The sequence below is a fragment of the Paenibacillus sp. sptzw28 genome (genome assembly GCF_019550795.1).
Taxonomy (GTDB): Bacteria; Bacillota; Bacilli; order Paenibacillales; family Paenibacillaceae; genus Paenibacillus_Z.
In genome coordinates this window covers 5467827-5486892 of record NZ_CP080545.1, presented here as the reverse complement: position 1 = coordinate 5486892, position 19066 = coordinate 5467827, and the positions used below count along the sequence as shown (strand labels likewise).

13 protein-coding genes are annotated in these 19066 nt (G+C 49.7%); all 13 read left to right on the top strand.

Going from position 1 to position 19066, the window contains the following annotated elements:
- Positions 1–104: 104 nt before the first annotated feature.
- Entirely contained in the window at positions 105–2114 is a 2010-nt protein-coding gene (locus KZ483_RS25460) for an ATP-binding protein (protein ID WP_220350329.1), read from the top strand.
- A gap of 192 nt (positions 2115–2306) precedes the next feature.
- Positions 2307–3971 carry an extracellular solute-binding protein gene (locus KZ483_RS25455; protein ID WP_220350328.1) on the top strand — a complete coding sequence of 555 codons (1665 nt, stop codon included), beginning with the start codon at positions 2307–2309 and terminating at the stop codon, positions 3969–3971.
- A gap of 22 nt (positions 3972–3993) precedes the next feature.
- Positions 3994–4890 (top strand): ABC transporter permease, encoded by an 897-nt coding sequence (locus KZ483_RS25450; RefSeq protein WP_220350327.1) that lies wholly within the window; start codon positions 3994–3996, stop codon positions 4888–4890.
- A gap of 16 nt (positions 4891–4906) precedes the next feature.
- On the top strand, positions 4907–5791 hold the full coding sequence (locus KZ483_RS25445; RefSeq protein ID WP_220350326.1) for a carbohydrate ABC transporter permease: 885 nt from the start codon (positions 4907–4909) through the stop codon (positions 5789–5791).
- Positions 5792–5845: 54 nt separating this feature from the next.
- Positions 5846–7612, top strand: coding sequence for a sensor histidine kinase (locus KZ483_RS25440; RefSeq protein WP_220350325.1), 1767 nt, complete (start codon positions 5846–5848; stop codon positions 7610–7612).
- A 285-nt stretch (positions 7613–7897) separates the two neighbouring features.
- Positions 7898–9154 (top strand): O-antigen ligase family protein, encoded by a 1257-nt coding sequence (locus KZ483_RS25435; protein ID WP_220350324.1) that lies wholly within the window; start codon positions 7898–7900, stop codon positions 9152–9154.
- A gap of 312 nt (positions 9155–9466) precedes the next feature.
- Entirely contained in the window at positions 9467–10564 is a 1098-nt protein-coding gene (locus KZ483_RS25430; RefSeq protein WP_220350323.1) for an acyltransferase family protein, read from the top strand.
- 51 nt (positions 10565–10615) lie between these two features.
- On the top strand, positions 10616–12127 hold the full coding sequence (locus tag KZ483_RS25425; protein ID WP_220350322.1) for a Calx-beta domain-containing protein: 1512 nt from the start codon (positions 10616–10618) through the stop codon (positions 12125–12127).
- A gap of 645 nt (positions 12128–12772) precedes the next feature.
- Positions 12773–14425 carry an extracellular solute-binding protein gene (locus tag KZ483_RS25420; protein WP_220350321.1) on the top strand — a complete coding sequence of 551 codons (1653 nt, stop codon included), beginning with the start codon at positions 12773–12775 and terminating at the stop codon, positions 14423–14425.
- A 26-nt stretch (positions 14426–14451) separates the two neighbouring features.
- A complete protein-coding gene (locus KZ483_RS25415; RefSeq protein ID WP_220350320.1) occupies positions 14452–16104 on the top strand; it encodes a helix-turn-helix domain-containing protein in 1653 nt (550 codons plus the stop codon).
- Positions 16105–16277: 173 nt separating this feature from the next.
- Entirely contained in the window at positions 16278–17261 is a 984-nt protein-coding gene (locus KZ483_RS25410) for an aldo/keto reductase (protein ID WP_220353675.1), read from the top strand.
- 83 nt (positions 17262–17344) lie between these two features.
- The gene (locus KZ483_RS25405) at positions 17345–18325 is read left to right on the top strand and encodes an NAD(P)H-quinone oxidoreductase (RefSeq protein ID WP_220350319.1); all 981 of its coding nucleotides are present in this window, start codon (positions 17345–17347) and stop codon (positions 18323–18325) included.
- Between the two features lie 46 nt (positions 18326–18371).
- Positions 18372–18971 (top strand): P-loop nucleotide/nucleoside kinase family protein, encoded by a 600-nt coding sequence (locus KZ483_RS25400; RefSeq protein ID WP_220350318.1) that lies wholly within the window; start codon positions 18372–18374, stop codon positions 18969–18971.
- Positions 18972–19066 lie beyond the last annotated feature (95 nt).

The following is a 19066-nucleotide window of genomic DNA, read 5'->3' as shown; positions in this document are numbered from 1 at the left end:
GCTGAATCGGTATTTCCCACCTTTATCCATGGATGATGAAGGATTCTCCGGGAAAATCAAGAATATAAGCTATGTCATGGTTCTTCAAGAAAGGCGGTGAAAATATGTCTGCGTTAAATCGTTATGCATTGCAAATCGGCCTTTTGATGATATTCGTTTATATCGGGTTAAGCTTGTATTCGGATAAAACTCCGTACTCGAATATGCTCACCGTCAACATCCTGCAGCTTCTTGCATCCTTGTATGCGTCGATCCTGTTGTTCAACGCTTACCGTACAACGAAATTAAACTCTTGGTTGTATTATTGTGCCGGCGCAGTATGCTATTTGACCGCTCAGCTGTATTGGACCCTCTTCTTGATTCTATTCAAGGCAGAGCCGGCTGCATTCGGATTTTTCGAAATCTTCTGGATGATCCAATATATTTTCTATATCATGGCGCTCTACCATCAAAATAAAACCAATAACAAGAAACTCGTACTCCGTTTTACACTGGATGTGCTTCTCTTCACAATTGTAACCGCTACCATGTACTGGCGGTTTTTGTTCGAGCCGCTAGTGGCCGGGAAAATGCTGTCGAGCGAAGAGATTTTATTCAATCTCTTTTGTTCCTCCGCAACTGCCGTTATTTTATTCGGACTGCTCATTCTTTATATCTACGAACGAAACTCGACGGCTTCGAAGGCTACTTTTCTCCTTATGGCCGGCTTCTTCATCAAGACTTGCGGCAACACTATCGCCTTATATTTGAATCAAGGCGCCTTTTGGAGTGAAACTGTGGGTTGGCTTCCCGAGATATGCTGGTTCGCAGGACTGGTCTTTCTTGGTTTCTCCGCCCTTGCTAGTAATGCCGGCTTGAAAGCGGTTCGTTCGATAAACTTAAGCGGCCGTTATAATCTAAGGCGTTATGTTCCGCTGGTAGTCGTATGCTTGCTCATTATTGCATACTTCTGTGCCGTTAACCCGCTCTCCGTCACCTTGGCCGGCTTGATTATCGCCTTCGTATTATTGCTGCTGCGGCTCTTGTTGGCGATTCGGGATTACGAGTCCGCAGATGAAGCGCTGCAGGAATCCATACATAACTATCGGGATTTGGTGGAAAATTCGCTGATTGGCGTAATTATTGAACAAGACGGAATACTGGTTTACGTGAATCGGTACTGCGTGGAATTGTTCGGATACAGCCCTGGAGAGATGATTGGACAACCGCTGCTGGAATATTTCTCGCTTGCTGAATACCGCAGGCTCCAGGAAGAGTTTGCGCAGCTTGACGTTCACAAGTTCACGCCGCGGCTTTGCTTCGAGTGCAGAAGAAAAGATCAATCCATTCTTTACGTTGATCTTCAAGCGGCGACAACGCTGTATCAAGGGAGGAAGGCCGTTTCCGTGACGCTGCTCGATATTACGGAGCGCCAGGCGTCCGAACAATTGCTGATCCGTTCGGAGAAGCTGTCGGTCGTAGGTCAATTAGCCGCGGGAGTCGCGCACGAAATCCGAAATCCCTTAACGGCTTTAAAAGGCTTCACTCAGCTGCTGTACCAGAGCTCGAATGCGCCAAACCAACGATATTATGAAATCATGCTCGCAGAATTGGAGAGAATTAACTACATCGTCGGCGAGTTCATGCTTCTCTCCAAGCCGCATCAATGGCAGCAGCTCAGTTCCCACGATCTGCGAAAGGTACTGGATTTCATCATACCGATTATTGAGTCGCAAGCCATCATTCATAACGTTGAGCTTCAAGTGGAGCCTGGCCCCGAACTGCCGCAGGTCCGTTGTGACGCCAATCAAATCAAACAGGTATTCGTTAATTTAATGAAAAATTCCATTGAAGCGATGCCGCAAGGAGGAAAAATAACTATTCGTTTTGAGCTTGATTTCAAGGATCAGGTCGTCGTGACGATCGAGGATACCGGAACCGGAATTCCGGAAGAGATCCTGAAGCGATTGGGCGAACCGTTCTTCTCCACCAAGGAGAGCGGCACCGGTCTTGGACTGATGGTGTGCTATAAAATTATTCAATCCCATGGGGGAGCTCTTACGATCGGCAACCGGCAAGGTAACGGAACCATTGTTCGCATCAATATGCCCGCGGAGACAGATTTAACGGAATGATACTAACAAATGGACCGGCATGGCATTTCCAGTCACTCTGACAGGCCTCACATGAGAGGTCTGTTTTTTTTGAAAAAAAGTAAACAAAAGACTACTGTTGTAGAAACATTCACATAGACCCGGATAATCAGTCGCCCCTATAATCGAAGATGCGAATACAAATTTATCCTGAAAAGGAAAAGGGGGGCACCCATGAGAAGCTTCAGGAGGCATCTGCTCGCAGCCATCATGGTATTCGTATTGACCGCCATAACTGCATGTTCCGGCAGCAGCGGGGGCGGTAACGCAAGCAATGGTCCTAACGCGACTTCTCAGGAAGGAAGTGAAGAGGCAGCCCAAGCTAAAGGGCCGTTCGGCAAATATGACAAGCCGATTACCGTTAAAACAGTGAAACGAGTGGAGAATAACACGAAGTTCAAGCAAGGCGAATCGATCGAAAACAATATATGGACCCGAACGTTTGAAAACGAGCTCGGTATCAAGCTCAGCTTTGATTGGATCGTAGAAACGGCGCAATTCGAACAAAAAATGAATGTGTCTATTTCATCGGGCTCCCTCCCGGATATTTTCCCGGTCTCGGCAAGCCAGCTCCAGCAGCTGGTGGAAGGGAATAAATTGGCGGATTTGACGAAAGTATTCGATGAATACGCTTCGGACATGGCGAAGACGCTTGTGAACCAAGACGGGGGAATCGGCATGAAGTCGGCGACATTCAAAGGGAAGCTCATGGCCATTCCAGCCCCAGGGCCGCTGACGGACCAATCCCATTTAGTTTGGGTTCGGACCGATTGGCTGGCGAAGCTGAATCTTCCCGAACCGAAGTCGCTCGCCGATTTGCTGAAAATTTCGGAAGCGTTTACCAAGAACGATCCGGACGGAAACCGCAAGGATGATACGGTCGGCCTTATTGCGGATAAAACGGTGTTTGATACCCTCCGCGGATTCTTCAACATCAATCATGCCTACCCGGGAATCTGGATTAAGGATCAGTCGGGCCAGCTGGTTAGCGGAATTATCCAACCGGAAGTGAAGACGGCGCTCGCCCATTTGCAGAAGATGTACAAAGACGGCCAAATCGACCGTGAATTCGGCGTAAAAGATCTTACGAAAACCTTCGAAACGATTGCCTCCGGCAAAGCGGGCATGGTGATCGGTTCGATGGCCTATCCTTTGGCCGTTCTTCAAAGAACGAAGGATAATGACCCGAACGCGGAATGGAAACCGTTCCCGCTCCCGTCAAGCGACGACAAACCGGTCAAGATCGAGCTGAATCCGACCGTCAGCCTTTTCTATGCCGCCAATGAAAACACCAAGCATCCGGAAGCGCTCATCAAATTGCTAAACATGTTTATCGAGAAGATGTGGGGGGCGACGGCCGATCCGGGTACATTCCACAAGAGCGAAGGGGTTGAAGTGTTCAAATACCCGCCGGTCACGATCTCGAAGGTCAAGAAAAACCTTGAAGGCTACCGAGCCTTGAAGAACGCCTTTGAAACGAAGGATATATCCAAATTGGATGTCGAACAAAAAACGAATTACGACAGCATTGTGAAATTCAAGGACGGCGACCCCAGCCAGTGGGGCTATTACATGGTGTTCGGCGAGGGCGGCTCGCAAAGCGTTATCGACGCGTACGACCAGAATAATATGTTCATCTTCAACGAGTTTATCGGAGCCGCGACACCGACAATGGTTCAGAAGGGGGCGACCTTGAACAAATTGGTGCTCGAAACGTTTACCAAAATCATCATGGGCGATGAACCGGTAGACCAATTCGACACTTTCGTGGAGCAGTGGAAGAAGCTTGGAGGCGATTCAATCACCCGTGAAGTGAACGAATCGATGGCTTCCAGATAAGTCGCCAGGAGGGAGACTGCCCATGCGGGCGAGAAAAAACAGAGAACTGCCATTGCATTTGATGCTGCTGCCGGGAGTGGTTCTGGTTCTTCTTTTCAGTTATGGACCGATGCTCGGCATTGTAATGGCGTTCCAGGAGTTTGTTCCGACCAAAGGGATTTTCGGGTCCTCCTTGAGCGGCTGGGATAACTTCCTGTACGTGATGGAGCTTCCCGGCACATTCCGGGTTTTATTCAACACCGTGTACATTGCGGTTATGAAAATCATTGCCGGCATTGTCGTTCCCGTCACAGTCGCGCTGCTCCTGAACGAGCTTCGGCGAAGCTGGCTGAGGCGCGGGGTCCAGACGCTTATCTATTTGCCGCACTTTATGTCGTGGATTATATTGGGGGGCATTCTGATTGACATTTTGTCCCCCTCCCACGGGATTGTGGGCCGATTCCTCGGTTTGTTCGGAATCGAACCGATCTTCTTTCTCGGGGACAACGGATGGTTCCCGTATGTACTCGTCATTTCGAATGAGTGGAAGGAATTCGGCTTCAGCAGCATCGTTTATTTGGCCGCTCTGACCGGCATCAATCCGTCGCTGTATGAAGCGGCGGTTGTCGACGGGGCGGGGCGCTGGAAGCAGACGCGGCATATTACGCTGCCCGGGATTCTGCCGATCATCATCTTGCTTTCGACACTCAGTCTCGGGCAAATATTGAATGCCGGATTTGATCAGGTCTTTAATCTGTACAGTCCCCAGGTGTACGAGAGCGGCGATATACTGGATACCCTCGTTTACCGGATTGGACTGGTCGATGCCCAATACGGCGTGGCGGCCGCAATCGGGCTGTTCAAGTCGGTCATATCGTTCTTCTTTATTGTCATTTCGTACTGGATGGCGTACCGGCTGGCCAATTACCGCATTTTTTGAAGGGCAGGTCAAGGCAATGCTGCAGAATAATACTACCGGTTACCGGATATTCAGTGTCATCAATCAAGTGCTGATGATAGGTCTTTCACTTCTTTGTGTCCTGCCGGTACTGCACACGCTTGCGATTTCATTCAGCAGCAGCTCGGCGGCTGCTGCGGGTTATGTCACGCTGTGGCCGGTCGAATTTACCTGGAAATCGTATGAATTCGTCATCGCCAAGCCTGAATTTCTGCGGGCAATGTGCGTCACAGTGCTGCGTGTGCTGCTTGGCGTCGCCATTAACATGCTGCTGACGATCATCATTGCCTACCCGCTGTCCAAGGAGGCTCGCGTTTTCCGCTGGAGGACGGTCTATGTATGGTTCTTCGTCTTTACCATTTTGTTTCACGGCGGCTTGATTCCGACCTATATCGTCGTCAAGAATCTCGGACTGATCGATACGATCTGGGCGCTTGTGCTGCCCGGGGCCGTTCCCGTCTTCAACGTCATCCTGCTGCTCAATTTCTTCCGCACCCTGCCCAAGGAGCTGGAAGAGGCGGCCGCTATCGACGGGGCGGGCCATGGCACAATATTATGGCGTTTGTATGTGCCGCTTTCTCTGCCGGCGCTCGCAACCGTCACCCTATTCACGATCGTCGGTCATTGGAATTCATGGTTTGACGGACTGATCTACATGAACAGGCCTGAACATTATCCGCTGCAAAGCTATTTGCAGACGGTCGTTATTCAGAACGACCTCGCACTCCTTTCCTCCACCGATCTGGAGCTTCTGCAGACGATATCCGACCGGACGACGAAAGCGGCGCAAATCTTTCTGGCAGCGCTGCCCGTTCTGCTCGTTTATCCCTTTCTGCAGCGATATTTCGTGAAAGGTATTGTAGTGGGGAGCGTGAAGGAATGAATACGCAGTATAATAATCGATAGTAACCCATTCCAGTATAATCGGGGGATATCGATGAAAGAAAGAATACGACTCCGGTCGCTAGGTATATATCCCAAGCTTTTCATTTCATTCCTGATCGTCGTGCTGCCGATCATCGGCATCAGCTTTGCCATGAATGAATCCGGTTCACGAAGCGTGCGTGAACAGATTACAGCATCATCCAATTCGACTATCGGTCTGTATATGAATTTGCTGGAACTGGATCTGGAGCGTGCGATCAGTTTGCAGCGGGAGTTTATCGACGACGTTAATTTGAACAATTTGAGCACGAGATCGGAGTTCATGACCAGATACGAGATTCGCAGCGCTGTAAACCAGGTGCAGCGGAACCTCCGTTTGTTGAAAGCATCCGGCAGCTACATCCAGGATGCCCGCGTGAATATCCCGTCTCTAAACCGAAGCATATCCGCCTCCGCCGAATCAATCGAAGACCTGCCGCGCGAGGAGTATCAATCGCTGAAAGGGACCGTGAATTCGTTCGGCTCCCCGTTATATCAGTGGAAAGGCAAGCTCTACCATGTAGTTAATTACCCGGATGTGGCAGTGCTCCCTGAAGGTACGGAGCCTCTATTCCAGATAGTGGTGGAATTGTCGGTAACGAAGCTGAAACAGGGTCTGCGGCAATTTAACACAAATGAAGGCGGCATATCGTTTCTGATTGGTGACGGATGGTCAATGGCGGAAGGAAATGATCAAAGCCGTGCGGATCTCGTCGCCGCAGCTTTGACGGATAACCGTCGGTCCGAGGGCGGGATGATCGAAGCAGAGGGGGAGCGGTACTTCCTTTCCCGGGCCGCTTCCAAGAAGCTTGGACTGACTTTAGTTAAGGCTGTTCCGGAAGAACAGCTCTTCGGCCCGCTTCGGACGTATCGGGATTCCTTTTGGCTGTTATCCAGCATTTCGCTGCTGGTCATGGTTCTGTTCAGCTATGGCATTTATTTACTTATTCACGATCCGCTCAAGAGGCTCGTGACCGCATTCAAGCGAGTTGAGGGCGGGCAGCTTGATATTTCCATCCGCCACCGGTATCAAGACGAATTCGGTTACTTGTACCGGCAGTTTAACGGGATGATGAAGAAGCTCGACATGCTCGTGCACGAGGTATACGAAAAAAACTTTCGTTTACAGCTATCTGAACTTCGCCAATTACAATCCCAGATTAATCCGCACTTCCTGTACAACAGCTTCTACATCGTCTACCGGATGGCTAAAATGCGGGACCACGACAAAATTATGGTATTCACCAAATATTTGGGCGATTATTTCCGCTTTATCACACGCAGCGATTCCGATACGGTCTCACTTGGGCAGGAAGTCGATCATATGCGCAATTATATAGAAATTCAGACGGTCCGATTCTCGAGAAGAATCTCGGTCCGATTCGATGAATTGCCTGATTGGGCAAAAGAAGTTCAGATTCCCAGGCTTATTCTTCAGCCTATTGTGGAGAATGCGTATATATACGCGCTGGAGGACAAGGTTGCGGACGGGGTACTGCATGTTTCTTTTGCGCATTCGGCTGAGACTGTGTCGGTGGTCGTGGAGGATAACGGCGACTCCCTCACGGAGGAGAAGCTCGGCGAACTGCGAATGCGGTTAGGGGACAGGGCGAACCATGCGGAGACTACAGGCATGTTGAACATTTACCGACGGCTCCAGCTTATGTATGGTAACCGTTCCGGCATTCGGGTTGACCGCAGCGGGCTCGGAGGGCTGCTTGTCGAAATTGTCATTCCGCTCGAACCGGCTGGACAGCTCCCGCCGTCAAATCCACATTAGTCTGGTACAGATCAGCGGCCGATTTAGTTATGGTTCTATTTGATTATAGGTCTATTTACACCTTGCCGTGCGCAAGGATCTAATTTACAGCTCAGGCTCCTATCCGAATGGGTGGAGGGTATGTTAAGCTGCGCGTTTTAACAGCCGGATTTATCGAAAAGCGCTCGAAACCAGGACAAATGGACCGGTTCGATGCGCGAAATGACCGTACGAGCCGCGCAAGCCGAAGCCGATTTTTTCGTTCATTTGTCTCGGGTCTATAAGACCATAGGAGGCATGCAATGAATGAATACAATTAGTGGGGAAATTAATCAAAGGATTGAACACCCGCGACCCATCATCAAACTACTGTCATTGTTATTTTTAATTCTTTTACTGGCGTTAATGGTTAACGGATCGATACCGCAATTACAGATGTTTCTGTTCAGCGGGAATGTTCCTGTTCCAATGACGCTGGTAAGGTTTACGGCGGCTGTGATGTGCCTCGGCATTATAACATTAACACTGCGCCGAAGAGTCGAAGTAGACTCGATGCTTATGTTTACCTGGTTTTTATTTACGTCGTACCTCGTTATCGAAATCGGTTTACTCGCTACACCTACGAATAGCCACCTGTCAATCATTACCTCCATCCTTTCGGTTTACTTCTTTGTTTTCACTATTCCTTTGGTATTGTATTTGCATGGAAACTTGAAAGAGAAACAAATTATACGAATATTGCTTTCCATTTTCGTTCTTTTGGCTATTCTGGGAACCATTCAATTTTTACTGAAAGAACCTTTGCTGCCCGTGTCTTCAAACGATTTATCCTTCACTGTGTACTCGTGGAACTTCCATGAGAATGTAAGGGCATTTTCATTGTTTGAATCAGGGTACTCGTTCGGGCATTATATCGCGATAGCCGGGGCCGTCTTCCTGCTGCTGCCTATGAATCGCTCTATCAAGCTGCTGCTTATGGCGCTCGTACTTTTTGCCGGGTACTCTACTCTTACACGTAACGCGTATTTGGAGATAGGAGCCGTATTGATTGCAGCATTCATATTGTCGAAGAAAATCAATAACCGCGCCGCCCCGTACATCCTGTCTTTCTTCAATGCATTGGCGGGTTATACGGTAATGAAGCTCGCGCCCGTTATATCATCCAAGTTTGGTGGGAATGATATAGTTTCCATCGAAACTCACACATCGAGAGTAAATGAGTGGAGTTATATCATGGAGATGTGGTTGTCGAATGACGTTTATACGGCCTTGTTCGGAACGGGACTCGCTCAAGGGTTTGGTTTTCAATATGTCGATAATATGTATTTGGCGGTTGGCGCGCAATTCGGAATTCTCGGCTTAATCAGTTTTGGTTTGCTGTTTCTCTCTATGACCGGTTACGTATTCAGAGAAGCAAGAGCGCGTATGACACCATTATCAATAGCTATTGCGGCTTTCTGGACAAGCTTTCCGATTGTAAGCTTCTTCAACATTTCTCTTCCGCCTTATTTATTCGTATTTATTATTTTGATGCTGGCCAGGAAGGAGAGGGCAGGGGCATGATTCACTTAATGAGGCGGAAAATTAAAGTGACGACATGGGTTTTGACAGTGGCGGTCATATTGATTTCTGTAATAATGCCTGGAGTGTTGACAAGAATTGTCGAGTAGTACAGTCGCCCGGGGTTCTTGCAGGCCGGTGCCTTTACGGCCCGGCTTTTTTTTACTTTATTCAAAGAAACGACAAAAAAATATAAAAAGTATATAGAAGACAAGCAATATAGAGAGATTCTCATATAACAGAAAATCCGCCGACTTTATAATCGAGAGACAGAGGGACAAATCTATCTCGATAAAAAATAGAGGAGAGGATTATATGGGGAATCATACGATTGAAAGCTATCTTGCGGATCGGAGGAAAAACAATTTTGATTTTATTAGATTAGCAGCCGCAATTCTAGTCATTTTTTCGCACTCTTTTCCTTTAACTTTACTCGCTGGTGATAAGAAGGAGCCATTAATGGTTTTATCCGGGGGACAACTTACAATCGGCAATTTATGCGTAATAATCTTTTTTGTGGTAAGCGGATTTTTAATAACACAAAGCTTTGTGCATAGTCAAAACTTAAAAAAATTCCTGCTTGCGCGTGTGCTCCGGATATTTCCCGCTCTAATCTTTATTGTTTTGGCAACTGTATTTATCCTGGGACCCATTGTTTCTACTGAATCCCCTAAAGAGTATTTCTCGAATCCTGCCACATACGCCTACCTGGAAACCATCTTACTGCATTCATCCGCAAGCATGGGCGAAATACCATCCGTCTTTGAGAACAATATTTATCATAGCGCGGTTAACGGGTCTTTGTGGACGCTTGAATATGAATTTATATGCTATCTGGTTGTCGCATTTATGGGTATTTTCAAAATGCTGAATAAACCTTTCGCAATTCTACTGCTTCTCGGGTCAATAACAATAGCTCATGTCCCCTTAGGCATCACTGTTGGAACACATACTATCCAGAACACAGCGTATTTTCTTCAGTACTTTTCGGCGGGAATGTTATGTTTCTTGTATAGAGACAAGATTATACTAAACCATTCCTATGCAGCAATTTCATTTCTCGTATTAGCAGGAATGACTATCGCCGGCGGAATCAAATACGGCCTTATCTTATTTGGAAGCTATCTAATACTCTATCTGGTCTTCAATCCAAAAATCAAATTAAACAACACCTCCAGGCTTGGAGATTTTTCCTATGGGCTATACATCTTTGCATTCCCGATTCAACAAACATTGACACTATACTTGCATCCGAACATCAACCCATATAGTCAATTCTTATTGGCCTTACCGCTGACACTATTATGCTCCATATTCTCATGGCATCTAATAGAAAAGAAAGCGCTCAAGTTCAAAACCAGGAAAGTTGGAAGCCGGACAAAACTGCCGGAAACGAAAGAGTCGTTCGCATAAATGCGTTATCGACAGCACAAATTGTATCAGTAATTACGGGAGGGATTCATAATGGAAGGTATCAGATCCAAGCGGCAACTACTATGGATATGGAGAAAGTTCGCTTCACTGCTGGTGATGCTCGTCCTTATCCTGATGCCATTCGGCACTTTGGCGCGCGCGGAAGTGGCTGCCGGCGAAATCTCATTTTCCAGTAGTTCTTATGTGGCGTGGGAAGGCCGTACACTAGTATTGGAAATTAACCGGACAAGCGGATCGGGGGCTGCGAGCGTCTTATTAACCCCTATAGACGGCTCGGCTCAAAAAAACGAAGATTACTTTGCAGTTAATGGGCCTTCGGAGCCGATAAGACTGTATTTCGTGGAAGGGCAGACCGTAATGCAGTTGAACTACAACATAACCGACGATACACTGATCGAGGGAGACGAGAACTTCTCCTTCATGCTCAGCGATCCGGAAGGAGCGACACTCGGTTCTAACACTGTGGCGAACATAGTTATCAAGGATAGTGATACCCCTATTCCGGGTCCGGGCGAGTTTAACCTGAGCTCCGAAATCTATTCGGCCGGGGAGGGTGACGGCTATGCCAACCTGACAGTGAACCGAACGAAGGGAACGACGGGCGAAGTGACGCTTTACTACTCGGTATTGGGGTGCGGCAACTTTGGGTGCAGCGCGACCGAGGGAGAGGACTTTCTAGGCGGTTATAGTCTAAGCATTACCTTTGCCAATGGCGAGACGTCCAAGACGATTCAGGTGCCGTTAATCGATGACAGAATGTTCGAAGGCGACGAGAAAATTCAAATCTACCTGAGCTCGGCATCAAACGGCGCGACCATCGGTGACAAGAGCCTTGGGGTATTGACTATTGTGGACAATGAACCTCAACCGATACTGACGCTGGAGAGCGGCACCTACTCGATAACGGAGAACGGCTCCAAGCTGAGCATTAACGTCCTGCGCGAGAACTATTTGGATACGATCACAACCGTCGAATATGTGACGGGGTCCGGGAGTGCCGAAGCCAGCAAAGACTTTGTTGCAAAATACGGCAAACTGACTTTTCAACCCGGCCAATCGACGGCAACGATTGAAATCGAAGTACTCGACGACACGGTCTATGAAGGCGACGAAACCTTCTCCGTTAACCTCTGGAAACCGGACCGTGGCGAGCTTGGCTCGATCACAAGCGCACAGGTGACCATCTTGGAGAACGAACCTGTGCCCAGTCGGCTCGAGTTCAGCGCTCCCCAATACTACGGGCTTGAAAAATCCGGTCAGGTCACGGTCATCGTAAACCGTATGGACTATACGGGAGCACCGGCAACCGTGGATTATGCAACGGTATCGGGTACTGCTATAGCCGGCGAAGACTTTACTGCCGTTTCGGGCACGCTGACCTTTGCGCCGGGCGAAAGCAGCAAGGAGATCCCTATTACGTTCATCGATGACAAGAAGAAAGAGCCGTTCGAGACCTTCAGCGTGCAGCTGTCTAATCCGACCGGCGGCGCCGCAATAGTCGGCCAAGGGAAAGTAACGGTTACGATTCAAGATAAGTATTAGCGGGATTCGGATCCCTCTCGCGCGGAGGGGTTCTTCCTTTTTGCAGCGCCTTTCTTCGGCTGTTTGCGCTCGAGAAAAACCGGTCGGTAAGTGTAAGCAGCCAGAAGCAACAGGCTGTTATGCTCACGTGTATCCCTAGGTAATAAGTCTTGCAAACTTCCATGCTTTTATGTAACAATCAAGACAGATCTACTTCCAATTTGAGGAATCTCGCAACGAGTGTGAAAGAGGCGGTGAACCTGATCATCGTGGGTGCAGCCTCCATCATCACTCGTTTTTTGTCGCTCCATATGATGATGCGGTGACCTCACGGCAAACCTGCCGATCATCTCGAGCATCCAGACAGCGAGCTGCAGCCCTGCTCCCTCACCAGCAGCAAGAACCCCTCCGTAATTGTCCGGTGACCGCAAGCGACATTGAGGCCGCAGCAGCGGGATTTGCCCGGGAAAAACACACTAACGATTCGTTATCCGAAATGAGAAATTGATTTTAGACTGAAGAGGAATAGAATTAAGCTTGGTGCATAAGAAATGGTAGGGATGGCGGGGACTAGAGTTCAGAGTTCTATCTTCTTCCGGAAAGCGCATTGACGAAAAAGGGTGAGATAAAATGAGACGGTCTGGAATTCGGCAAGTCGCTCGGGTTATGTTTATGTTGGTTCTCGTTGTTGTAACTGCATGCAGCAAAGCCAGCCCGTTGGAAAACGCAAATTCGCAGCCGGCAAATGAAGTCAGGACAGTGCCGGCCGGTCCGTACGGCAAGTATAATCCGCCGATTGAAGTAACTGTCGCCCGTAAGGTGGACAGCAGCATGAAATTCAAAGAAGGCGAATCGATCGACGAAAACATCTGGACAAAGACACTCGAGAACGATTTGGGAATCAAGGTCAAAAACGTTTGGGTAGCGACCGAAAGCCAGTTTGAGCATAAAATGAACATCGCCATCACTTCGAACGATTTGCCCGACATCTTTCCCGTTAACGCCAGCCAACTGCAGCAGCTCGTCGAGGGCGGGAAGTTAATGGATTTGACCGAGGTCTTCGATGAATATTCAGCCCCTCTTATGAAACATATCATTACGGAGGATGGAGGAAACGCTTTGGCGGCCGCCACTTTCCAAGGCAGGCTGATGGCCATCCCGCATACGACTTCATCGATTGACGGGGCGCCACTTTTATGGGTCCGTACCGACTGGCTGCAGAAGCTGAACCTCCCGGAACCGAAGACAATGGACGAGGTGTTTATAATATCCGAAGCGTTCGCGACTCGGGATCCAGACGGAAACGGTGAAGACGATACGGTCGGGCTGCTTGTAGAGAAGAACCTGTGGGGCGGTTTACCCGGTTTGACAGGATTTTTCAACGGCTTCCACGCGTACCCGGGCATTTGGGTGAGAGACAGCTCCGGAAAGATCGTTTACGGGGGGACGATGCCGGAAGCGAAGAAGGCGCTTGCCAAGCTGCAGGAAATGTTCAAATCCGGACAAATTGACCGCGAATTCGGCATTAAAGACGAGACGAAAGTGGCGCAAACGATCGTATCCGGCAAAGGCGGTCTGTTCTTCGGCTCGATGGCGTCACCGCTAACCGCTTTGCAGCTGCTGCGCAATAATGACCGGAATGCGGAGTGGAAGCCTTACCCGATTCCATCGGTGGATAGCATGCCGGCACGCCCTCGAATCTTTTTCCCGGTCGTGGACTATTACGTAATCAATAAAAAGGCTGAAAATCCGGAAGCGGCGATTAAAATCCTCAACCTGTACACTGAGAAGCTGTGGGGCGAAACGGCTGAACCGGATACATTTCAGAAGAAGGACGGCATTGAATTTTTCAAATACCCTCCGGTTCAGTTGGGCCGGGCAAGGAAAAACTTGAACGCGCATTTGCATTTGATGGATACGTTCAAAACGGCTGATATCTCGAAACTGAATGCGGAGGAAAAAAAATATTACGACAGCATCGTCAAATTCAAAGAAGGGGACCAAAAGAACTGGGGCTATAACAAAGTGTTCGGCGAGAACGGTTCGTTCGCAGCAATCAATCAATATGATCAAGCGAACATTTATATGAAAAATGAATTTTACGGCACCCCGACTCCGAAGATGGTACAGAGGAACGCGATGCTCAGCAAGATGGAGCTGGAGACGTTCACCAAGATCATATTGGGAGACGCGCCGGTGAATGAGTTCGATAATTTTGTTGTTGAGTGGAACAAATTAGGCGGAGAGGATATAACCCGGGAAGTAAACGAATCGATGGCATCCAGAAAATCCGCAGTCCGATCCGGGGAAGATCATTAAGCTGCTGCCGGAAGGAGGCTCTGCCGATGTACCGGGTACTGATTGTCGATGATGAAGAGATCATAGTGGACGGCCTCTACGAATTATTTACGGATGTCCGTCATGTTGAGCTCGAGGTACACAGGGCCTATTCCTCGCAGGAAGCTCTGGGGAAGCTGAATCGGCTTAAGATGGACATCGTTTTTTCGGATATCCGGATGCCGGGCTTGAACGGCCTCCAGCTGCAGCAAATCATTAACGACAAGTGGCCGTTTTGCAAGGTGGTTTTTGTCTCAGGGTTCACCGATTTCGATTACGTTCAAACGGCTTTGCGGAATGGCGGCTCCGATTTCATTCTGAAAACTGAGGGCGATGAGAAAGTGCTTGAGGCGATGGACAAAGCGATCGCCGGTATCCAAAGCCGGATGGAAACGGACCGGTTTATGGAGAACGCCAAAAGGCAGTGGCGGACTTCGCTTCCGCTGCTGCGGAAGGACTTTCTGCTGGGGCTTGTGAATGGAGAGCGCAAAGCGGAGCCGTCGGCACTGAGGCGCCGATTTGAAGAATTGGAAGTCTCGTTTAATCCCGATGCACCCTTGTTTCTGCTTGCAGGACGAATCGACGAATGGCCGCAGGACGTAGAGAAAGCGGACCGGATGTTATTTATTTATGCCATGGAGAACTTGATGGCAGAGTATTTCGAAAGGTATATTACATACTATTTGGATTGCGGTCACAATCGGTTCTGCTTGCTCCTTCAGGAGCCGTCTGGTACGCAGACTATTGAAATAACGGATGAAAGCACGCTTGCAGCTTTCGTACAGGGTTCGCTCGATTCCATTCAGACAACCTTTCGCGAGCTCCTGAAGCTGCCGGTTTCCATGATTTTCTCTCCGAAGCCGATTGGATGGGCGGGAGTTCGGGACAAATACCGGGATCTGATTGGCTCCCTGTATCGCCGTCTCGGTTGGGGCCGTGAAAAACTGCTGACCGACGATTCACCGGCTCGGGAGGATGAAAATTCCCTTCCCCGCATGCGTCAAAGGGACGAATGGTTAAATGCTGCGAAGAGAATCGGATTGTTCCTTGAAAGCGGTCAAAAAGATGAATGCATAAGAGCGTGTGCCGATTTAATGCAGGCGGATGGCTGTCCGCAGGAATGGCTTATCGAGATCTATTATGCCGCAGCTATGCAAATTGTGCGCCAAATGAACGACCGCGAGCAACCGCCGGGAGGACGATTCTCCATCGATCGTCTAATCCGGCTGCAGGATCACGATTCCTGGCAGGAAGCAATGCGTTATTTGTGTGATACGGCCGAATGGTTGTTGGAACACGCTTCGAGAAGCCAAGCCGAACGGCCCAACGAATTAATCAACCGATTGCACCGGTTTATCGACGGGAATTTGGGTGAAGATTTGTCTCTAACCAGATTAGGAGAAACCGTTTACTTGAATCCCGCCTATTTATCGAGGTTATACAAGCAAACGACCGGAATCGGATTGTCCGAGTACGTTACGCAAGCACGGTTGAACAGAGCGAAAGAGCTGCTTAAGAAAACGAAAATGAAAATCCAGGATATCGCCGGGGCCGTCGGGTTTGAATCGGCAGCGTACTTCTCACGGTTTTTCAAGAAAGAGACGAATGTATCGCCGAACGAATACAGGGAATCCGTCCACTCGGTCCGTGCGCCGCAATAATAAGAACGCTTGTACGTAAAGGGAAGTAAAGGTAGAATGAAGATACAATTGAATCTTGGGTGGGCATGGTTTGTTGCTTCAATGATCTGGACAACGAAGCTGTTTTCACCGGCGGGACTTTGGTTAATGCAATCATGGGTTGAATGCGGACAAAACAAGGAGTGACGAAAGCGATGGATTATGTAAAACTCGGAAATACCGGCCTTGAGGTATCCCGGATTTGCCTGGGCTGCATGAGTTACGGGGTACCCGAAAGAGGCACCCACCCCTGGTCGCTTAACGAAGAACAAAGCAGGCCCTTCCTGAAGAAAGCGCTTGAGCTCGGCATTAATTTCTTTGATACCGCGAATGTGTATTCAGACGGCACAAGCGAGGAGATTGTCGGTCGCGCGCTGAAGGACTTTGCCAAGCGTGACGAGGTCGTGATTGCAACCAAGGTACACGGCCGCATGCGTCCCGGACCCAACGGAGCGGGGCTCTCCCGCAAAGCGATTATGAGCGAGATCGACAACAGTCTCAGGCGGCTCGGCACCGATTATATCGATCTCTATCAGATTCATCGTTGGGACAGTCGTACACCGGTGGAAGAAACGATGGAGGCGCTCCATGATGTAGTGAAAGCCGGTAAAGCGCGTTATATAGGAGCCTCCTCGATGTATGCCTGGCAGTTCCTCAAAGCGCTGCATATTTCAGAGCGCAATGGTTGGACGCGATTCGTCTCGATGCAGAACTACCTGAATCTTCTTTATCGGGAAGAGGAACGTGAAATGCTTCCGTTGTGCGAAGCGGAGAATATAGGCCTGATTCCCTGGAGCCCTCTTGCCCGGGGGCGTCTGACGCGTGATTGGGATGATGTGAGTGCGCGCTCGGAGACCGATGAGCCCGGCAAGATCCTTTATTCGGTAATGGCTGAGGCAGATCGCAAAGTGGTGGAACGGGTGGCGGAGGTTGCGGCGAAGCGGGAAGTTCCGCGTGCACAGGTTGCGCTCGCCTGGGTATTGCAAAAACAGCCGGTGACGGCGCCGATCGTAGGAGCGACCAAGCCGAATCATTTGGACGATGCTGTCGCCGCTTTATCGGTCAAGCTGACTTCCGAAGAAGTCGCAAGCCTCGAAGAACCGTATGTCCCGCACCCGGTACTGGGCGGGCTGAATTAATTGTGTTTGCAGGAGAATAGAGTAGGGGAGCAGTTCGCTGGCGTGCTCCGGTACGTATTCTCTCCGACCAAGGAGGCTTGAAGATGAGAGCGATTATCGTTGAGAAGCCGGGCGGGATCGAGCAGTTGAAGGCCGGAGAATGCCCCATCCCAATACCGGGAGACGGCGAATTGTTGGTTAAAGTGAAAGCGACTGCCGTTAACCGTGCCGATATTATTAAACGAATGGGCAAATACCCGGGGGACACGGGTACTAATAAGATTCTCGGCTTAGAGATGGCGGGTGTAGTCGAACAGGCAGGCAGCGACTGTAAAGGCTGGAAAATCGGAGATCGCATATTCGGCCTTCTCCCGGGCGGAGGGTACGCGGAATATGCGGTTATACCCGGAGAGATGGCGATGAGGATTCCGGATAATCTGTCCTTCGAGCAAGCGGCTTCGATTCCCGAAGTTTTCCTGACCGCCTATCAAACCTTATTCTGGCAGGGAGAGCTGAAGGCTGGAGAATCGGTGCTCATTCACGCGGGAGCCAGCGGAGTGGGTACGGCAGCCATTCAATTGGCCAAGCATATAGGAGCCAGAGTTATCGTTACGGCCGGGTCCGACGAGAAGCTGGCGGTATGCCGCAGCCTGGGTGCCGACATCGCGATCAACTATAAACGTGCTTCCTTTGATCAGGAGGTTCGGAAAGCGACCGAGGAGCAGGGAGTCCACGTCATCCTCGATTTTATCGGCGCTTCTTATTGGGAGCAAAATATATCCAGCCTGGCTATCGATGGAAGGCTGGTGCTAATAAGCTCGCTCGGCGGCTCCCGGGTGGACAATATCAATCTTGCCGCTATCTATGCGAAGAGAATAACGATCATAGGGACGCTCCTCTCTCCAAGGAGTCTCGCCTACAAGATTCAATTGACCCGGGAGTTTGTCCATGACGTTCTGCCTCTCTTTGAGGAAGGCAGGGTGAAGCCGGTCATTGACCGAATTTACCCCCTGGAGGAAGTCGGCGAAGCGCACCGCCGCATGGAGGAAAACAAGAACATTGGCAAGCTTGTCCTGACCCTTTGATAGGGGACGGTTACATCGATAGTGATTATTCCAGCGGAGGGTGAGCATGCGGAAATTGATTTTCTTTATCGGCGGGGCGGGAGCGGGGAAGACGACACTGGCGAAAGCCTTGGCGAAGAGGCGGCGCCCGGCTTTGTTCGACATGGACACATTGTCCCGGCCCGCCTCCGAGGCGATCATGACCCTCTCGGGTCTTGACCCGAGCGACCGCGATTCGGCGGTTTACAAGTCACGCTGCCGGGACCTGGGTTACCGCCTGACCATGGACGCCGCATTGGAGAACGTGGAGATCGGAACGGACGCCATAGTAATCGGCCCTTTCACCAGAGAGACGGATGACCCGCAGTGGCTGGAGCGGGAACTCGCAAGAATCGGCGGAACGCTTGATGATGTTGAAGTGAAAGTGATATTCGTCTCGCTTCATGATGAACAGCTGTACCATAAGCGGATCAGTGATAGAGGTCTCGGTCTCGATGCATGGAAGCTGGAGAACTGGAACGAATTCAGCCGCTCGCTCGTCGGACGGACGGTTAAATGGAACCTTCCCGCAGGCTCCGTTCTTTATTTCGACAACTCGGAGTCGATTTCCGAGGAGACCATCTCGATTCTAGAACGTTTCGTTTATGGAAGCGAAGCCTTCGGATGAAATAGTCGGACCCGTTTGACCCTGAATACTAGAATAAAACAGGAAGGGCACCAGAGAGGGTGCCCTTCCTGCTTATTTCCGGTCAAATGAGGCTG